Source organism: Parabacteroides sp. merdae-related_45_40 (assembly GCF_001915675.1).
Genome location: NZ_MNQY01000072.1, coordinates 7,480 through 24,574, shown reverse-complemented (window position 1 = coordinate 24,574; position 17,095 = coordinate 7,480). Strand labels below are relative to the sequence as shown.

At 41.1% G+C, this 17,095-nt stretch carries 16 protein-coding genes and 2 tRNA genes; 11 read left to right on the top strand and 7 right to left on the bottom strand.

Annotated features, from left to right (window positions below):
- Positions 1-388: 388 nt before the first annotated feature.
- The 7 genes from BHV83_RS10375 to BHV83_RS10345 all read left to right on the top strand — a co-directional run bounded on the left by BHV83_RS10375 (position 389) and on the right by BHV83_RS10345 (position 7,225).
- Positions 389-1,795, top strand: a complete 1,407-nt coding sequence (locus BHV83_RS10375) for a phage integrase SAM-like domain-containing protein (protein ID WP_195528480.1) — start codon at positions 389-391, stop codon at positions 1,793-1,795.
- Between the two features lie 26 nt (positions 1,796-1,821).
- The gene (locus tag BHV83_RS10370) at positions 1,822-2,706 is read left to right on the top strand and encodes a hypothetical protein (RefSeq protein ID WP_122205066.1); all 885 of its coding nucleotides are present in this window, start codon (positions 1,822-1,824) and stop codon (positions 2,704-2,706) included.
- Positions 2,707-2,769: 63 nt separating this feature from the next.
- Positions 2,770-3,054 carry a helix-turn-helix domain-containing protein gene (locus BHV83_RS10365; protein ID WP_229101174.1) on the top strand — a complete coding sequence of 95 codons (285 nt, stop codon included), beginning with the start codon at positions 2,770-2,772 and terminating at the stop codon, positions 3,052-3,054.
- Between the two features lie 25 nt (positions 3,055-3,079).
- Positions 3,080-3,952, top strand: a complete 873-nt coding sequence (locus BHV83_RS10360) for a phage/plasmid replication domain-containing protein (protein WP_272055259.1) — start codon at positions 3,080-3,082, stop codon at positions 3,950-3,952.
- Between the two features lie 1,220 nt (positions 3,953-5,172).
- Positions 5,173-5,364: a lipoprotein gene (locus tag BHV83_RS10355; protein WP_286757486.1), complete on the top strand. Its 192-nt coding sequence runs from the start codon at positions 5,173-5,175 to the stop codon at positions 5,362-5,364.
- Positions 5,339-6,001, top strand: a complete 663-nt coding sequence (locus BHV83_RS10350; protein ID WP_286757485.1) for a DUF4595 domain-containing protein — start codon at positions 5,339-5,341, stop codon at positions 5,999-6,001. Before BHV83_RS10355 ends, BHV83_RS10350 begins: the two co-directional genes overlap by 26 nt.
- Before the next feature lie 684 nt (positions 6,002-6,685).
- A complete protein-coding gene (locus BHV83_RS10345) occupies positions 6,686-7,225 on the top strand; it encodes a hypothetical protein (protein ID WP_286757484.1) in 540 nt (179 codons plus the stop codon).
- Between the two features lie 229 nt (positions 7,226-7,454).
- Here the strand turns inward: BHV83_RS10345 and BHV83_RS10340 are convergent.
- Positions 7,455-7,527: transfer RNA gene (locus BHV83_RS10340), tRNA-Phe, on the bottom strand.
- Positions 7,528-7,712: 185 nt separating this feature from the next.
- Between BHV83_RS10340 and BHV83_RS10335 the strand changes: the two genes are divergently transcribed.
- Positions 7,713-7,786: transfer RNA gene (locus BHV83_RS10335), tRNA-Pro, on the top strand.
- Positions 7,787-7,887: 101 nt separating this feature from the next.
- Complete coding sequence (locus BHV83_RS10330) at positions 7,888-8,535, top strand: pentapeptide repeat-containing protein (RefSeq protein WP_005645853.1); 648 nt, start codon at positions 7,888-7,890, stop codon at positions 8,533-8,535.
- Between the two features lie 6 nt (positions 8,536-8,541).
- On the opposite strand, the gene BHV83_RS10325 is transcribed toward BHV83_RS10330, so the two are convergent.
- Genes BHV83_RS10325 through BHV83_RS10315 form a run of 3 tightly spaced genes read right to left on the bottom strand, consistent with a single transcriptional unit; the run spans position 8,542 to position 12,365 of the window.
- Positions 8,542-8,808 (bottom strand): GNAT family N-acetyltransferase, encoded by a 267-nt coding sequence (locus tag BHV83_RS10325; RefSeq protein WP_286757483.1) that lies wholly within the window; start codon positions 8,806-8,808, stop codon positions 8,542-8,544.
- A 4-nt stretch (positions 8,809-8,812) separates the two neighbouring features.
- The gene (locus tag BHV83_RS10320) at positions 8,813-11,089 is read right to left on the bottom strand and encodes a hypothetical protein (protein ID WP_286757482.1); all 2,277 of its coding nucleotides are present in this window, start codon (positions 11,087-11,089) and stop codon (positions 8,813-8,815) included.
- Entirely contained in the window at positions 10,974-12,365 is a 1,392-nt protein-coding gene (locus tag BHV83_RS10315; protein WP_286757481.1) for an AsmA family protein, read from the bottom strand. Before BHV83_RS10315 ends, BHV83_RS10320 begins: the two co-directional genes overlap by 116 nt.
- A gap of 244 nt (positions 12,366-12,609) precedes the next feature.
- On the opposite strand from BHV83_RS10315, the gene BHV83_RS10310 reads away from it, so the two are divergent.
- On the top strand, positions 12,610-13,074 hold the full coding sequence (locus BHV83_RS10310) for a MaoC family dehydratase (RefSeq protein WP_005634922.1): 465 nt from the start codon (positions 12,610-12,612) through the stop codon (positions 13,072-13,074).
- Between the two features lie 10 nt (positions 13,075-13,084).
- A complete protein-coding gene (locus tag BHV83_RS10305; protein ID WP_286757480.1) occupies positions 13,085-13,717 on the top strand; it encodes a hypothetical protein in 633 nt (210 codons plus the stop codon).
- 129 nt (positions 13,718-13,846) lie between these two features.
- On the opposite strand, the gene BHV83_RS10300 is transcribed toward BHV83_RS10305, so the two are convergent.
- The 3 genes from BHV83_RS10300 to BHV83_RS10290 all read right to left on the bottom strand — a co-directional run.
- Positions 13,847-14,611: a TIGR03915 family putative DNA repair protein gene (locus tag BHV83_RS10300; RefSeq protein WP_005634920.1), complete on the bottom strand. Its 765-nt coding sequence runs from the start codon at positions 14,609-14,611 to the stop codon at positions 13,847-13,849.
- Positions 14,608-15,876, bottom strand: a complete 1,269-nt coding sequence (locus tag BHV83_RS10295) for a putative DNA modification/repair radical SAM protein (protein ID WP_286757479.1) — start codon at positions 15,874-15,876, stop codon at positions 14,608-14,610. Before BHV83_RS10295 ends, BHV83_RS10300 begins: the two co-directional genes overlap by 4 nt.
- A gap of 719 nt (positions 15,877-16,595) precedes the next feature.
- On the bottom strand, positions 16,596-17,095 hold a 500-nt coding region (locus tag BHV83_RS10290), incomplete at its 5' end, for an aminotransferase class I/II-fold pyridoxal phosphate-dependent enzyme (protein WP_286757478.1).

Genomic DNA, 17,095 nt, shown 5'->3' with positions numbered 1-17,095 from the left:
AGAATTAACGGGAGATAAAATAGTTTTAGTATGTCATTCTTTAGCAGTATGACACAATTAAACCGCTTCTTCTCCTTTCCCTATAATCAAATTTAATCCTGTTTTGCATTTTCGTATGTAACACAAACAAACTCATTTGCCATAAAAACAAAAAAGCAGTCACAAATAATTGTAACTGCTTGATTTTCAGTGGTGCCACCAGAACCACCTTTTAATTAATCTTATTTTCTTTTACTTTATCATATTTTACTCATATATCTAATATTCAATCATATATCCAATTTGCACAGCCAAGCAAGATAAAATAAAATTAAAATATGCAGTATCAATGTAGCATCAACTGAAAGTTTGTTACATTTGTCATGTAATTGATAAACGTACAAACATCATGGGCAACTATTTTTTACGGACAAAAAAAGAAAAAGGGACGGCAAGCGTCTATCTTCGGGTACAAAAAAGGAATCCTAAGCTGAACATCTTAGTTTGTAGCAAGGTTTCCGTAGATATCCAACAATGGGACAAGGTAACGCAAGACGTCGCCAAATGGAATGATTACTGTAAAACACAAGACGGAAGAAAAGTCAAAGAAACACTGGATTCGATTTCTTCGGCAATAGACAATCTCATTTCGCAGGGTATTTATGACAAGGCAAGGATTGATGAAGTGGTTGAGGCTATCGTTTTCAGAGAAGAAAGAGAGCGACAACGCATTCAAGAAGAAGAAGAGCGACAAGAGCAAGAAAGGCTAAGACAAATCAAGGAACAGGAGGAAGAAGCCAGAAAAGCTGATGTCATTCTTTTCTTGGAAAACTTTCTGGAAGGCATAAAAAATGGCAGGATCAAAAACGGAGCGGAAAACTACACCCTCAATACCTGTAAAGTATGGAGCAACTTTCTTGGCATCCTAAAACGTTTTATCCAAATATCTCCTTTTACATGGAAAGATATAAACAAGGCTTTGGCCGACCGTTTCGTTTCTTTCATGGAGAAAAACGGCTATATGGTAACATCTATTAATAAATACATTATCTGTTTTAAGGCAATGATTCAAAATGCAATGGACCAGGAACTACATAACAATCTTATTGCATTGAGAGCGTTCAGTAAAAAAAAGATACAGGAAACGGATAAAGCCAAAGAAATCTATCTGACCAAAACAGAGTTACAAGCACTGTATGAAATGCCGTTGGAAGGATTAAAAGACAAGGTACGCGATGTTTTTCTTGTTGGATGCTATACTTGTCAGCGTTTCAGTGATTATGCCCGTTTAGAAAAGGAAAATTTCACCAAGACTGCCAAAGGTACCAAAGTAGTTCGTATCGTTCAGGAAAAGACCGGCAATGATGTCGTGATACCTATTTTGAACGATAATCTACTGCATATAGCGGAAAAATACGGGTATGACATACCAAAAGTTAATGATGTCATATTAAATCGCTATATCAAACAAATATTGAAAGAGCTATCCTCTACCGTTCCATCTTTAGCCAGAAAGGAACGTACTCTCTTGACAATGAAAGAACGTGAAAAGGAAAAACAAGGGCTTGTCTCTTTTGAACGGGATAACAAAGGATATGTTATCAAACCGCGATACGAATTAGTGAGCAGTCATACGGCAAGACGTAGCGGAATAACGAATCTGTATCTTAGTGGGAATTTTGATACATACCAGATGATGAGCATATCCGGTCACAGAGATGAAAAAACGTTCTATGAGTATATAAAGCTAAGTTCGGATGAGGTGGCAGATAGCATTGCCCAAAAAAAAGAAGAACACAAAAATGAATTATTCTAAATGTTATATATAAAAAAGTTTGAGTTATGCAAGAGATTAGATCATTTTGCGATGAGGCTTATTCACTCATTCGTGCACATGGTGAGAAACATTTCAATATTTTTTCCCAAGAAGTAGTGCCAGCTTCTAAATTCTTTCCCCAAAATCCCCAAACACAAAAAGCCGAGATCGCAAAGCCATTTGAAGGAGACATAGTATTGGCAAATAAAATAGGTGAAAGATGCTATCATTTACGGAATGAATGTCTTCGAAACATTGGAGATAAAATTCTATTTTATCCCCAAGCAAGAATTAAATATGCGAAACGTATTTTAGAAGAAATGTATGATATGCAACTAAATCACCCAATCCATGACTATAGGAAGTTTTTCGACTTGATCATTCCTGAAGTGTTTGTCCCGATCATTTGGCTATTTATAGAAAACAACGTAAATATATATCAGGTTCTTATTTCTTGTAGAAAAACTCACCAAGACTATTTCTGTTATTGGCTAGACAAGTATATATCGAAAGAAACTGACGAACAGGAGCAGCCGTCTTTAGAGAGTTTAAAAAAACTTTTTGCTTCCCGGTACCAACAATTTGTTCCCCTATTTATTAAACGGTTAGAACAAGAACACATTATTAAGGATGGCATATATTGCCATAAGAAAAAGAACTATTTAGCCAGATTGGTAACCTATATGCAGGATAAAGATTTTATTTGCAGCAAAAAAGGCCTACCTACATGGAGACATTTTTATGAATATTTTGGAGTAAAAGTTGTTGGCAGCATGAATGGAGACATAGAAAACGAAGAAAAAATGACAACAACCGAAAGTAATCTTTGTAAAAGTCTGACGAAGGAGCTTTCTGACGAAGAAGAAAAAGAATTTGCTCTTATTTGTTCTGTTTTTCTTCCTAAATTGTAGGAATTGGAAAAACTGGAATCCTGAACTCATGATCTTTGTGCCATAATTTTATAGCACAAGATTATGAAAGATGATTTTTTATGGGGTTTAACTACCCAAGAGTTTCAAAAAATGCTCATCAATGCATTGGAGCAAGTCATTGAACCTTTAAAGCCCGCTAAAGAGAGTAGGTCAATAGAACTACTCACACGCGAGGAAACAGCAAAATTTTTGCGTATATCCTTGCCTACCTTAGCTAAATGGAGCAAACAAGGCATCATCCATGCTATCTCTATGGGAGGACGGATATATTACTCTCTATCTGAAATTCAGAATATTCTGGAAAAGAAAGGAGGCAAGCATGTATGATACTGTAAAGTTTCGCTTAAATTGTTTGGAAGAGGAGAAAAAATTTCTCCTCTCCAATTTTAAATTTCAACTAGATACAAGTGTTCACTATGAACGTTGGTCCTATCAATTGGATAATTTGATAATTAAGATCTACACTTCATACATTACCATAGAAGGGAGCCTTGCCCAATTCTATTATGGAGAAAACTTACATTTGTTGGGAAGAGAAGAGATCAAGCAAGCCATAGACTTACTTAGTGGCATTTTGCAGTTGGATATAAACTCTGCTTATGTTACACGTATAGACATAGCGGCAACATTTGAAATGTCCCATAACGCCAAGTGTTATTTTCCATTTTTAGGAGGCTGCGCTCGACGTAAAAAAAATTTAGACTATGAAACTACCCGTTATTACAATTCCAAAGGGGAGAAAAATCCCCAATCTTCTGTTTTCTACGATAAGGGTAATCAACTATGGAAGAAAGAAAGCCACTTACTTAGATTCGAATGTAAATGGAGCGGCCATCTTCGTAAACAACTGGATTATGATAGGCCCATAACAGCAGCAACACTATCTGATCCAGAATTTTATCGAAATATTGTTCTTAAATGGATGAATAAATATTTCGATATAGAAAAAATAAATATCCCTGTATACGATCCAAATATCTGCAATACCACGAGTAAGGCTCTAAAATTTCTAACAAGCTACCTACTCAAATCTATATCAGAGAAAGAAAGGATGGATATAATAGAATTTCTTCAAAATGGGTTGAATGCGCAAGAAAGGCATCGTTTTGGAAAAAATCTAAAAGAACTTATTGGAGATTCTTCTATGACCAAAGAAGAGCCCTTAATAACAGAACTCAATTATAAGATCAGAATGCATGTCTTGTTAGAATTGGGCATTCTCTAATAATTAAGGTGTAAGTTATTATCAAATATTGATATTGATACATAAGAACACATTTCCTATATACATCTCATATATCCCCACATAGGGACTATTTTAAGCTATATCAAAGTCATATTGGATAAGTTGTAAGACAACTCGACACATATGCTTAAAACAGCCCAAAACAAGGGAAAAATCCAATGTCGGTATATGGAGATCGGTTCTGATGTTGCAGGCAAGTAACGGCGGAAGAGACAGCAGGAGCACCCAGCCATAGAGGGAACAGGCGGTCGACGAAGGCTGCCACCTCTGGGTGCCGGGACTGCCTGTTTCTTTCTGGAACGCATGTCGGCTGTTAACGGTACCAGACAAGAACATACTTTCATTGTTTGATCATCTTGCATATAACCAAAAGTCAATCCAAAGAGCCAAGCTATTGCAGAACTGTTTTAGCTTGTATTTGCATGATGTTTGTTTATTTGGGCTTTTGGAATACGATCAGGAGAAAATTTATTGTTATTGGTACCCCTTTGTCCCGTTTTGAACATAAAAAATCCAGCCAAAAGCCCATAGATATCACTTACAGAAGAGACACAATCGGCATTCTTTGCCGGTTTTTCTTACCGGTCAAAAATGTATTTATTTTTCCCTTATTTTTACGCTCTTGTATAGAGAAAAAACGACTTTTCGTGCAAAAAACAGGGGTAAGTAACCCCAAAAACGGGTAATGAACGGGGGTGGTTCATGGAAGGTAGGTATATACGGACCTTACATATCCCAAAATACTTATCCAATATCCAGACTATCGTGCCTAAATGCAGATAGAAGCGTTATAAGGCTATTTCTTACGCCAGAGAAGAAAGGTATCACCAAAGAGACAAAAGCCGTCAGAAGCAATTAAAATGATAAAATATAAGGTTTTGCATTGCACAGATAATATTAATGCTTTACCTTTGCAGCGTATTGGAAATAACGTAGAAGCGTTTCGATATTATCTTGTTCTGAAATCTGGACAATTTCGGTCATGCAGGATAATAGACAAATGACTCCTGCGCTTATGTTTGTTATATACCTCTACCAAGTGATTAGGTAGATTATATAGTAGCATAAAGTGTGGGATCATTGTTCTATCTATTGCATGGCGGGCAGTCCAGAGCCTCAGAACAATAATAGAGATGGTTCCCACGCTTTTTTATTTATTAATCTTTCAAGGGGACAGGAAGGTTTACATAAGTCACGAAATGAAAAAACAATTATTCTTATTGCTGTTTGTGCTATTAGTTACTGGATGCTCTGACGATATACCAAGTAGTGATTATTTGGGTGGTGATGTAAAGCCTAAACGTTTGGTTAGCAAAATACAACAAACACATCCTGATAATCAACCAGGTTGTAGAACATGGACATTTGAATACGATTCGTCCACTGAATGAGCCATATTATGAAAATATAACAAATATAACGTATAATGATAATAAAATTATACAAAAGACATACGAGAAGTGGCATTGGTATGAACAACCAGATACTTTTCATAGATATTATTATCTAAACTCTGATGGAAACACAGAAATACTGTCAGTGTTTGATATGGATAATTATAAAGAAACAAAACTTAACGGCCCTAGATCAGTGGCATACATGACATATAACAAAGAAGGATACCTCACATATATTGACAGTGAAAATTTTGATGGTGAAAATAAAACTGTGTATTGGAAAGATGGCGATATACAACAGATCAGATATAATGACAAAGGTCCTTCCGTCCATTGGGAATATGGAGAAAAAATAAACAATCCTCATACGAATATAGATTTTAACTATTTTTTAAATAGCAATGAACTATGTAGATATTTTATAGATCCAGATTGCTTAAAAGCCTTTGGCTTTTTCGGAAAAAGAGGAAAGTATCTTAAAACTAAAGAATCTTATAATGTCGATAGCGAAAAATATATCTTATACAAATATATTCTTGATGAAGAGGGATATGTTGTCAAAATAATGGAAATCGCTGAAGATGGAGGCAATGATTATGCTTACGAAATTCAGTATACTAACGTAAAATAGAATCTTTAAATGTATATATGAAACAATTATCTAACATTTTACTGTTTTTTCTATCACTTACGTTTCTAACTTTATCATGCAGTGATAATGAAAGCAACAATAGTGACAATAGTATTTTACTTGGTATATGGAGTGAAAAACATTCAAGTTCTGAATATTTTGAATTTACATTCAAAAGTGACAACACGGGATTAATGAATGTGTATTACAATGAGGGTAAAGGAGAAAGCCCTGACTCTTTCGTGTACACATTCGATAAGGAAAACATGAGACTGACGATCATTTTCGACAGCGATCCAGAGCCACCTGTTGTATATGATGTTAAAGTGTCGAAAGGAGTATTGAAACTCAATTGTGTGTCTGGTGACTTTGACAATTTCACATTGTATAAAACTAAAGACGCGAAAATATAATAAATATTAGGGGCTGCTGATGCAGCCCTTTTTGCATCAACATAGGTTAATGCTATCCTATTATAGCTGCAATAGCACTCTTAGAAGCCTTGCATCTCTTATTTGCGCTATTTCTATACCCCTTATATCAAGTATATAGTGACATTATACGGTCTCATATCGCCACAAAACAAGGATTTGGAAAGAGAAATAATGGTTTGGGGATTATAAGATGGTCGGGATATAGGAAAGATTACGCAGACTGATTTCCCTAAGTTTATAATTGTAGAATATGAAAAAGTTAGTTCAGTGGATTATTATATTGATTTGTTGGTTCACCTTATCACCACTTTTTTATTACTTGGCTAAGAAATGGAAGTTATTAAGAACCTTATGGAGAGCGATATTACTGTTGATCTCGCCTCTATTTTGGTTTTTATATGCAATTCTTTTTATAGTGTCGATATACTTGGCCGATGATATGCAACGTCGTTTTCAATTTATGGATCATGAAGAAATAGCTGAAATAACAAAATCTCCATTTCCCTCTTATATGATTTTGTATCACCATTCGGGATCCGGTAGCTTTTTGGGAGATCATACAGACAAAAAAAGTTTTATGTTCTTTCGTCTTCCCTCTGATTCTTTTTATCATGCTATAGATAGCCTAACACTTATAAAGAAGTCGGGATGGAGTAAAGATACTAATAACAAATACACCTATCAGATGGTCTGGGATGCCAAAGATTCTCCAAATGGAGACGATTTATTTTTGACTATTGAGATAGAAAAAGGAAGCAGATTTGGACATATGAGATTCGGCGCCTGGTAAAGTTGATAGATTACTGTCAGCCCAACCGCATCAGCAGAGAATCCCTTACACGATTCTTTTGTCTAATCGAAGATTTTTCCCTATATTTGTACATCCTCATGGCTCATGAGGTTTATCAATTACGAATAAGGCCTTATTTCCGGGATCGGATAATAAGGCCTTTATTTTGTGCAGTATCAAAGTAGTATCAATTTCCAAGAACCGAGATAAAGTAAAAATGCTAACAAAGTGGTGCCACCAGGAATCGAACCGGGGACACAAGGATTTTCAGTCCTTTGCTCTACCAACTGAGCTATGGCACCGTTGTTTTGTTTAACGAGTGCAAAGGTAAACATTATTTATTACACTCCAAATGTTTCAATGGAAAATATTCAAAGAAAATGTATTTCAAGGAAGATACAGAAAAAAGTATATTTTCTTCGAAAAAAAACAGCAAAACTATTTGCAGTTTAAAAATTAGTTGTACCTTTGCAACCGTAATCAAAAACGGGATGTAGCACAGTTGGCTAGCGCGCCACGTTCGGGACGTGGAGGTCGGAAGTTCGAGTCTTCTCATCCCGACTACAAAAACGAGGATATATCAAATGATATATCCTCGTTTTCTATTCATACGGACAAAATATGTACTTTTATCCTCTCATTTTTATAAAAACAGACAGCATATGAGAATTACACACCCCCGTTTGGCAAACGCTCTTCATGAAAGTACAAATATACAGACAGTGTTAGAAAAGAACGATGAGGACCTAATCGAGTATTCCTTTAAAAGCTTGCGTATAGAAGGAATAAAGAAAAGTAACCTTTCAGTGCAGTCTTGTGTTTTCTCCAATTGCAGCTTCGGAACATGCTGTATACAGAAATCCCAATTTAGCGATGTCGTGTTTAAAAATTGCGATCTGTCGAATGTAAACCTAACAGGTTGTGGATTTCACAGGGTAGAATTTATCGGTTGCAAATTAATGGGAACCAATATGTCGGACGGGATATTCAATCATATCACTTTTGAAGAGTGCCGGGGAGAATACATGAATCTATCAATGAGTAAAATGCGATATATACAAATTACCCGATCCAACCTGCAGGGAGCCGGAATAGAAGACTGCCAATTGACGAATGTCTCATTCGATGCCTGTAACCTGATGGAAGCGGAGTTTTACCATACATCCTTGAAAGGAATCGACCTGTCGAACTCGGAAATATCCGGTATCCGCATCACAAATCTTGCCAACAGCGAGCTGAGAGGATCTTCCGTTTCCTCTTTACAAGCGTTGGAGCTGATACGGATGCTGGGAATAGAGATCAAAGACTGAACGCCTTCATCCGGCATAGTCGGGATGGCGATGCAACCAAGTGACCGCATAGCTACAGGTTGCCGACGGCTTCATACTATTCTCGATCGCGTAATCATAAGCGTATTTTACTAAAGCGGCAGCAATCCCTCTCCCTCCGATAGCGGGCGGAACAATTGTGTGGATAATATCCAGTTTATCCCCAGATAAACGATACTGTACAAAAGCTACCACGCCATCCAACTGTGTTTCAAAACGTTTCTTATCCGGATAATGAGTTATAATGTAATCCATATTCTTAATTATTTATAGGTTCAAATTCCAATAATAAAACATCCTTTCCTTCCCCTTCTGGAATGTTTTTTCCTGAAACATTCTTTTTTCCCCGGAAGAAGTTCTTCACTTTTGTAAAAAAAGTCATAACTTCTTTGGCTGTATCCTGCTTCTTTTTGGACATACCGACCGATTCAATCAATGGTGGTCTTAATATCTGCCACAAATAATTGAAAGTGGAATGATAAGGATCCCTTATTATTGAAACACTCGAATGACGCGGTTTGTTAAAACCTTTTCCTGTTTTATCCGGATTATTCTGTTTTAATACACGGTTGACAAGACCGGTCAGAAACTTCTTATCGGTTAGTACACCATCTTTTTCTTTCAGTAAAGCAGCTTTTAAGCCATTATATAGAAAAACCATCTCCACTGTAGCTCCTTTGCTGGATGCTTCCGTACTGAAAGCCATCTCTCGAACCCATCCACTTTGTACCTCCGCCGAAGCCAGGGGAACCAGCAATTCGTTCAACGCCGTAAGGTCAAAACTGTCTAGGCGGGCATTCAGCAAGAAACGATCATTCAGTGAATCGACCGGTAACTTCCAAGTAGCCGTAAAGTTCCCTTTCCCCATCAACTTGCCATCAGCATCCAGCACGATGTATTGGTCAGGACGGGAGACGATATTTGTAAAACCGGTAAACGTTCCGTTCATATCCGTAAAAAACAGTTTTCCGGGAACCGTTCCCTTCTTTGCCAGCTCTTCGTAAACAACGGAAAAGTTCTTTATGCCCACTCTTTGGAAATCCAGCTTAACCGGAGCCTTCTGTAATCCGGTATAGATCATCGGAACAATACGCCGGGATACCGGTATTTTCTGGTTCTTAAAATTCTGTAATACAGCATCCGATACCTGTACATCGGCTATCCGAAGTACCTTCTCCGATAAATAAGTGGACAGATCGATACCTGCCAGCGCAACCTGCCCGACACTCACATCAAACCAATCTTTATGATGCGGCTGCAAATAAGCAAACTGCATTTTAGGATAAGGAGATATAAGACGAATACGGTCAATGACTGCACTTGATCCGGTCAAATCCACAGCACCTACCTTTAACGTGTAAAAACCGTTATCCAGAGGAAGCTCCAGGTTGCGGGTAGAGAAACGAATATCATCCAATTTATATGTACGGAGACGAGTATCAACAGCCAGCCCCTCAATAAATAGGTTAGTCGTATCTAACTTCTGATGTTGCAAAGAATCGCTCTTCCCATAATAGGCATAACGGATGTTCGCATCCTTCAAGCTAAAGCGACCTAAAAAGATTCGTCCGGCAACTTTCTCCAAAGCTGTATATAAATCAACCGAACCTAACTTCGTTTGATTTTGTAGAGTATCGAGAAAATGACCGGAATAAATATCCGCCACAGGACTTTCCATGTGAACCGAACCCAACTTCAATAAAGTGCTATCCCAGGAAACCCCTTCCAATGCCAGGCCTTTAAGTGAAGCCGACATGCCACTTCCGTCCGGTCTGCGCACTTGGACATCAGGCGAATCTACCCGGAACGATACTACCCGAATATTCCGGTCCAGCCTTTCAGGTATCCGTTTCAGCCCGCCTATACGAAGTCCCGGTGAAGAAAACCGGATATATGTCTTTGCCTTCTTCTCCATCGTATTTTGTGGGAGCAGTTTGATATCCTGTAATTCCAGAATTCCTTTTACGGTCGAAAATTGCCCTTTCCGCACAGACAAACGATATTCTTTCCCCGGCAAATAGTTATCGAACCGGCTAAAATTAAATCCCATATTTCCGTAATCGAAAAACAGTCCACTCCCCTTCCCCGTCTGCCGGTTCACCCAAATGCCGGTTGCAAAGAAATTAAAATCATTCAGTTTATAAGTAACCGGATCGGACATGCTTTTATCATCGATCGTCACATATGCATGATTCAGACTCAACCGTTTAACAGAGAAATAACGGAGGAAAGGATTCAAGATCGACTCCACATCGACACGGCTGTTTGCCGGCTTTACCGACTTCACATCTTTCTTATTGAAGGAAGAAACCAGCACATAACGCAGATTCGGGCGGTCTATTTTCAGCAATCGCGCACTGATCCCCTTGTCGTATAACAAACCGCGGATTCCAACCGTATCAATGCTTCCTGCCATATAATCATTCTGTCCGCAAACCGACAAGGGATATAACCTGATTCGTTCCAGGTTGAAATCCCCGCTTTCCGTGTCCAACGTCATGCGCTTCACCGTAAACCGGTGGTTTCGTGCCGTCATCACCCCCCTCAATACCAGTCGCTTCAAACGAGAAACCACGCGAATACCAGAACCCGCGTTGAGCCTCCGATACGGAATCTATCCGGAAATCGTTTGCCTGGAAATCGAAGTTCGCCAGTTTATACACCTCGATCTTATCTTTAACCGCAAAAGAATATTGCAACTTTGCCTGCCCGATACCGACCGTACCAATAGAAACCGTATGTAAGACAGGCGAGATCAATTCATAAAGAGACAGGGAACGGACCAAAGAATCCGCCTCCGCCTCATTCAGGCTTTTCTTCTCCGTTTTTTTAGCAGACGGCAGGCTTTCCCCCGCCAGATTAAAGGCTTGTATATCCGAAGAAATAATATCTAACGAGCGCGCCGTGAGGTAATTCAGCGCATTTTCACGACGGAACTGTATTCCTTTCACTTCAATGGCCCTGACCAACGCATTCAGATAGCTGTCGGGCCGCTTTTTCTGTTCCCCCCACAATTCACCTTGGGGTGTAAGCGTAATATTAGAGATAGAAATAATAGAATCTTCCGTACTCAGCAGGATCCGATCCGTTTGCAGACGAAAGTCATTATTGGCCAATAGCGTCTGCGACCGCTTAGTAATGAAATCGAAATTATCACAATAAAGCAACTTTCCACTCTCAGACGAATTCTCATCCAAACGAAAACCATACGCATGGAAACTGACATCATTCAAGGCATAGATAATCGGGGAAACGGGATTCTCCACGGAATAGGAAACACTGGCGTTCTCCAGATTCAGCATCCGGACAGTCAATACATTAATATAAGGAGAAACCACCTCATACAAGGTCTTGGTCTCCGCCTCCTTCCTTTCTTTCACCTCCGCCCGCGTTGAATAGTAAGGATTAAACACCTGTATATCAGGATTCCTAATTTCAAATGAGTCAAAATGCAACTGCTTGTAACTCCAACGCCACGTAAGATTCAATCCTTTAAAATCGACCATGCCGACCTCGGCTGTCACATAGACAGACGGCAGGCTGTCCTTTCTTTCCCAATCCCGGAAAACCGCCGAGTCGGGACATAGCTTTATTCCCTCAAGCGTCAGTTCACCTTTGAAGAAACTGATAGAAAGGTTATCGAAAGAAAGCCTATAAAAGCCATCCGTAGCCTCGGCCGTCCGATGGATCAGTTCTTTCCGAAGATACCGTTCGAGGCGTTTGGTCAGATGAAGATTAAGCAAGAATATAGCGGCAATCAGCACCATTGCGATCCCCAACGTGTACCCTATGACTCTTTTTATCTTCCTCATAAGACTTAAATAAGATTATAACTTCACTCCGTCTATATAAAATCAACAATATAAACAGAGTTAAGTTGCAAAGTCGGTAATAATCCCGTCTGCGCCTACGTATTGTCCAATCTTGCCAAAATATTTGTTTATTCCAGGAATTATTGCGAAAATTGCAGAGACACCCCTGTAACCGGCGATAAAAACAGATCGCAGTTACCTGACGGCGGACGTATAAGATCATAAATCACTAAACAAAAAAATAATGGGAAAAGTAGTTATCAACTCGTACGAAGACTTTGAAAAGCTGGTAGGCCAGCAAATAGGGATTTCAGATTATGTAGAACTGACACAAGAACGCATCAACCTTTTTGCCGATGCGACACTGGATCACCAGTGGATTCACGTAGACCCCGAGCGCGCCAAAGTGGAAAGCCCGTTCCACAGCACAATTGCCCACGGCTACCTGACGCTGTCACTCCTTCCTCACCTCTGGAACCAGATCATCGAGGTGAACAACCTGAAGATGATGATTAATTACGGCATGGACAAGATGAAATTCGGACAGCCCGTATTGACCGGACAAAGTATCCGCCTGATCGCCAAACTACAGACTTTGACGAATCTGCGCGGCGTGGCCAAGGCTGAGATCAAGTTTGCCATCGAGATCAAGGACCAACCGAAGAAAGCGCTGGAAGGTGTTGCAATCTTCCTGTACTACTTCAATTAAGAACAGAAACATGAATAAATTGAATCTTGCGGCAATCGCTTTATGTACCGGCATTACTTTTGCCTGTTCACCAAAAGCTTCGATGGTAAAAGGAGTTATCTGCGATGCAACCATAAATACGCTGACAGTCGTTTCCGAGGAGGGTGACACACTTTCTTTCAGTACGTTGGATACAGAAAGGGTCGTAACGGATGGTATCTTGCTCGATGATACGGCTATCGTATATCATAGCGGGAAATATAAGACAGGGATGGAAGCGCAAAAGATTGTGGTTGTCCCCGGAAGAAGAAATATGGTTGGCGGCGACCGGGACAAACACGGCTGTATCGGTTCGGCCGGCTACCAATGGAGCGAAGTGCAGCAAGATTGCATCCGTGTGTTCGAAAAGGGTATCCGGATGAAAGCTGTCGACGGCAGCCAATCTGCTTTCATCGTTTTCAGTCCGGATTCCACCCAAGTCGAACTGTTCTTCTCTTCGGGAGATAAAAACGAGATACTGGATAGGCGCTCACTCCCATCCGGTGGATATGCTTGGAACGTAGAGGACGACGATACAAAGAATGTATGCCGCATAAACGGAAAGTGGACTATCAGTCAACGAGGGAAGACTATCTATTCGCAGGAAGAGTTCCAAAACAAGTAAAGACATCTATAGGTGAGCTGCCGGAGTACAGAAGTACACTATTGTTTTGCCAGTCCGTACTGTGCATTTCGAACAATATCCTAAACGCATAATCTTTTCCACCGAAAAGAAGGAGTAACGCATCCTGACTTACAACTTTTCCGGCATATACTTCCAGAACCGGGCAGGCATATGCTGGCGGTGTAACTTGGGATTGAGACGTTCCTTGATGGCAATAGACTTGAAGTAAGTTTTCCACATCTGCTGGAAAAGTTTCTCATCGGCATCCATCAGTTCCTCACCGAGCAGGCCGGAAAGAAGATGGGCTTCCTTCTCTTCGAAACGAACTTCGGTAGCTTCTTTCAAGTCGTAATAGTAACCGTACTCACGTTTCAGGTCGTAAAGCAACCAGCACTGGTCGGCAAAACGGTCTTTCAGGTGCGGAAGAGTGAGAGGGAGTACATTATATACTGGCTTGACAGCGGCAAAGAAAGTCCCGTCCGCCGCTTTTTGGAAACGAAGGAACTGGATGACACGCAGGCGCTCGTTCGTCACCTTTTTCCATACCTTGGAGACTTCGAGGACATCGGGATCGCCAAAGTTCAGTTCGATCGTACGCGGAGCGTCGATCGCCTTACGGATATAACGAAAAAGCAGCATGTCCGTTTCTGGCAGTTCAGATAGCCAAGTAACGGTAATCACAGACAAAGCCATAGCGGAAAGCCGCTTCTGCAAACCTTTCCAAACACGATCCACCTTAGCATCGTCCGTACAGATCGTCACTGCCTCATCATAAAACAAGGGAAAAGGTTCTCCTTCTGCTAACAGCAGATCGGGAAAGCTGCGACGTGAATAAGCGTCAAAAACAGCGGTCAGCAGCCCTTCAAAGGTCTTATCGTACACGAATACCGTCATGATTCTTCCTTAAATTGGAGGATAAGCTGACGATCGTCGGTACTCTTACGTCCCGCTTTCCGGATAAGGATTTGACGGACCACCTCAGGTGACACTTCGTTAATCGTGCGGACTGGCAACTCGTGGCATGTAATGAAATACTGGGCTTTCTTCATCACGACACCCATCTTCTTCAATTGCCCCGTCCCCAGACGGGAATATCGGCGGGAGACGACGATCAATTTCGCCGACTTCACCCCGATACCGGGTATGCGAAGAAGCATCTCATAATCCGCCTTATTGATATCGACCGGGAACTGCTCCGGATGGCGCAACGCCCAACCGAGCTTCGGATCGACTTCCAGGTCGAGGTCAGGATAGGCATCGTTCACGATCTCATCCACTTTGAACTGATAGAAGCGCAAGAGCCAGTCCGCCTGATACAGACGGTTCTCCCGAACCAACGGCGGTTGCTTCAAGGCCGGCAACCGATTATCGTATTCATTGACAGGGATAAAACCGGAATAATAGACACGCTTCATCGTCGGACGCTGATAGAGGGCGGATGAGAGACGAAGGATATCCTTATCCGAATCGGGTGTCGCCCCGACAATCATCTGCGTGCTCTGCCCGGCAGGCACAAAACGCGGAGCATGGCGAAAACGTTTCCGCTCTTCAGCGCTCTGCAAAACACCTTGTTGAATATAACGCATCGGCTGAAAGACGCTCTGAAAATCCTTTTCAGGAGCCAATAGCTGAAGACTCTTCTCGTTCGGGATCTCGATATTCACACTCATACGGTCGGCATAGAGTCCGGCTTCATTCACTAGTTCCTGGCTGGCGCCGGGAATACTTTTCAAGTGGATATAGCCGTTAAACCGGTATACTGTCCGGAGGTCTTTTACTACCCTGACGAGGCGCTCCATCGTGTAATCGGCATTGCGCACAACACCGGAACTCAAGAAAAGCCCTTCGATATAGTTACGGCGGTAAAACTCGATCGTGAGGTTCACCAGTTCCGTCACCGTCAATGTGGCACGGGGAATATCGTTACTGCGGCGATTGATACAGTAGGCGCAATCGAACATACAGTAATTTGTCAGCATAATCTTCAGTAAAGAAATGCAACGGCCATCCTCGGCAAAGCTATGACAAATGCCCCACCCTGCCGCACTTCCGATCCCGCCGCTCTTGTTCTTTCGCGACGTTCCGCTGGAAGCGCAAGATACATCGTACTTGGCCGATTCAGCCAGTACTCTCAGTTTTTCGAGCACTTTTTCGTCCATAATTGTTACCGGGATTATCGGACAAAAGTAAGAATAATCTTTTACTATTACTCCGCTCTCAAAAGAAAAACAGAGCAACCGTATCAAAATTTTCCAAGGTCGTGATCTGCATACGAAGTTTTCTGCAAATCCTCTATCACTCTATCACTACGAAGGTTGTAGCTATTCATATTCAAGCGTCAGAGGCAGTGATACAGGACGTTTTCCTCTATCACTCCTCTATCACTTCTGAGACATGTCGTTTTTGCCATACAATTGAAAACCAACACATTGCCTTCTATCACTTTTGAAAAAGCATATAAAATAATCGAATAAACAAATGTAAAAACGAATATAACAGATATTAAATTGGCGGAATACGGTTCTTCATTCCACAAAAGCTATCTCTTTTTTTAGCAAAGACAAGTACATAAACCCGTAAACACCCCCATGTTGCCATCCTTTACATCCGGGTGTAGAGAGCCGGTACATCCGGGTGTTAAGGATGGCAACATGGGGGTGTCCGGCAACTAAAGTACCGTGCCGGACAATAAAAACCGCCCGGTTTTACCTATTTTACTGCCGTTTTTGCATGTTATTTTTCTGTTTTTACTTCGCAAAGGTAATGTTCCTCCTACCTGCTAACTTTTCCAATCTTGTCAACTTACAAATATTTCAGGCATCTTCATGAACGAGAAACAATCCCTCGAAACGACATCAAGGTGAAGGGCAAGCCGATATCAAGGCGAGATGGAAAGCCATTCCCGTACCGCATCAACGAGTACCCGGTTCTCGGCTGCTGTCTGTGCCGATATGCGGATATAACGTTCGTCCAGGCTGCGGAAATTAGAGGCATCGCGAATCAGCAAGCCATGACGATCCCACAAATATTGTTTCAAATCAGCAGCCGTCCCTTTTTTCAAGCGGGCCAAGAAGAAAGTCACGGATGTCGGCAATGCTTCGAGGTTGCCCAACTCATTCAGCCGGTCGATCAGGCTGGCTGTCTCGCGTTGCCATTCACAGATGGGCAGGATATATTGCTCCGGATGCGTCAAGATGTACTTGCCGGCTTCCACAGCGATTGCATTGACAGACCAGGGAATGATGTACCGGTTTATCTGCTCGACCTTATCCGGAGAAGCGATCAGGTAGCCGATACGGAGTCCCGGTATATTATGCGCTTTCGAAATAGATTGTATCAGGATCAGGTTCGGATGGTTGCAGACATCCGAAGGTTCCA

Excerpts from the sequence above, each read along its gene's own strand:
- BHV83_RS10315 (WP_286757481.1), bottom strand. The coding sequence starts at position 12,365 with ATGAGGAAGATAAAAAGAGTCATAGGGTACACGTTGGGGATCGCAATG.
- BHV83_RS10325 (WP_286757483.1), bottom strand. The coding sequence starts at position 8,808 with ATGGATTACATTATAACTCATTATCCGGATAAGAAACGTTTTGAAACA.
- BHV83_RS10355 (WP_286757486.1), top strand. The coding sequence starts at position 5,173 with ATGAAAAAACAATTATTCTTATTGCTGTTTGTGCTATTAGTTACTGGA.
- BHV83_RS10300 (WP_005634920.1), bottom strand. The coding sequence starts at position 14,611 with ATGACGGTATTCGTGTACGATAAGACCTTTGAAGGGCTGCTGACCGCT.
- BHV83_RS10310 (WP_005634922.1), top strand. The coding sequence starts at position 12,610 with ATGGGAAAAGTAGTTATCAACTCGTACGAAGACTTTGAAAAGCTGGTA.
- BHV83_RS10295 (WP_286757479.1), bottom strand. The coding sequence starts at position 15,876 with ATGGACGAAAAAGTGCTCGAAAAACTGAGAGTACTGGCTGAATCGGCC.
- BHV83_RS10305 (WP_286757480.1), top strand. The coding sequence starts at position 13,085 with ATGAATAAATTGAATCTTGCGGCAATCGCTTTATGTACCGGCATTACT.
- BHV83_RS10375 (WP_195528480.1), top strand. The coding sequence starts at position 389 with ATGGGCAACTATTTTTTACGGACAAAAAAAGAAAAAGGGACGGCAAGC.
- BHV83_RS10320 (WP_286757482.1), bottom strand. The coding sequence starts at position 11,089 with ATGACGGCACGAAACCACCGGTTTACGGTGAAGCGCATGACGTTGGAC.
- BHV83_RS10365 (WP_229101174.1), top strand. The coding sequence starts at position 2,770 with ATGAAAGATGATTTTTTATGGGGTTTAACTACCCAAGAGTTTCAAAAA.
- BHV83_RS10370 (WP_122205066.1), top strand. The coding sequence starts at position 1,822 with ATGCAAGAGATTAGATCATTTTGCGATGAGGCTTATTCACTCATTCGT.
- BHV83_RS10345 (WP_286757484.1), top strand. The coding sequence starts at position 6,686 with ATGAAAAAGTTAGTTCAGTGGATTATTATATTGATTTGTTGGTTCACC.
- BHV83_RS10330 (WP_005645853.1), top strand. The coding sequence starts at position 7,888 with ATGAGAATTACACACCCCCGTTTGGCAAACGCTCTTCATGAAAGTACA.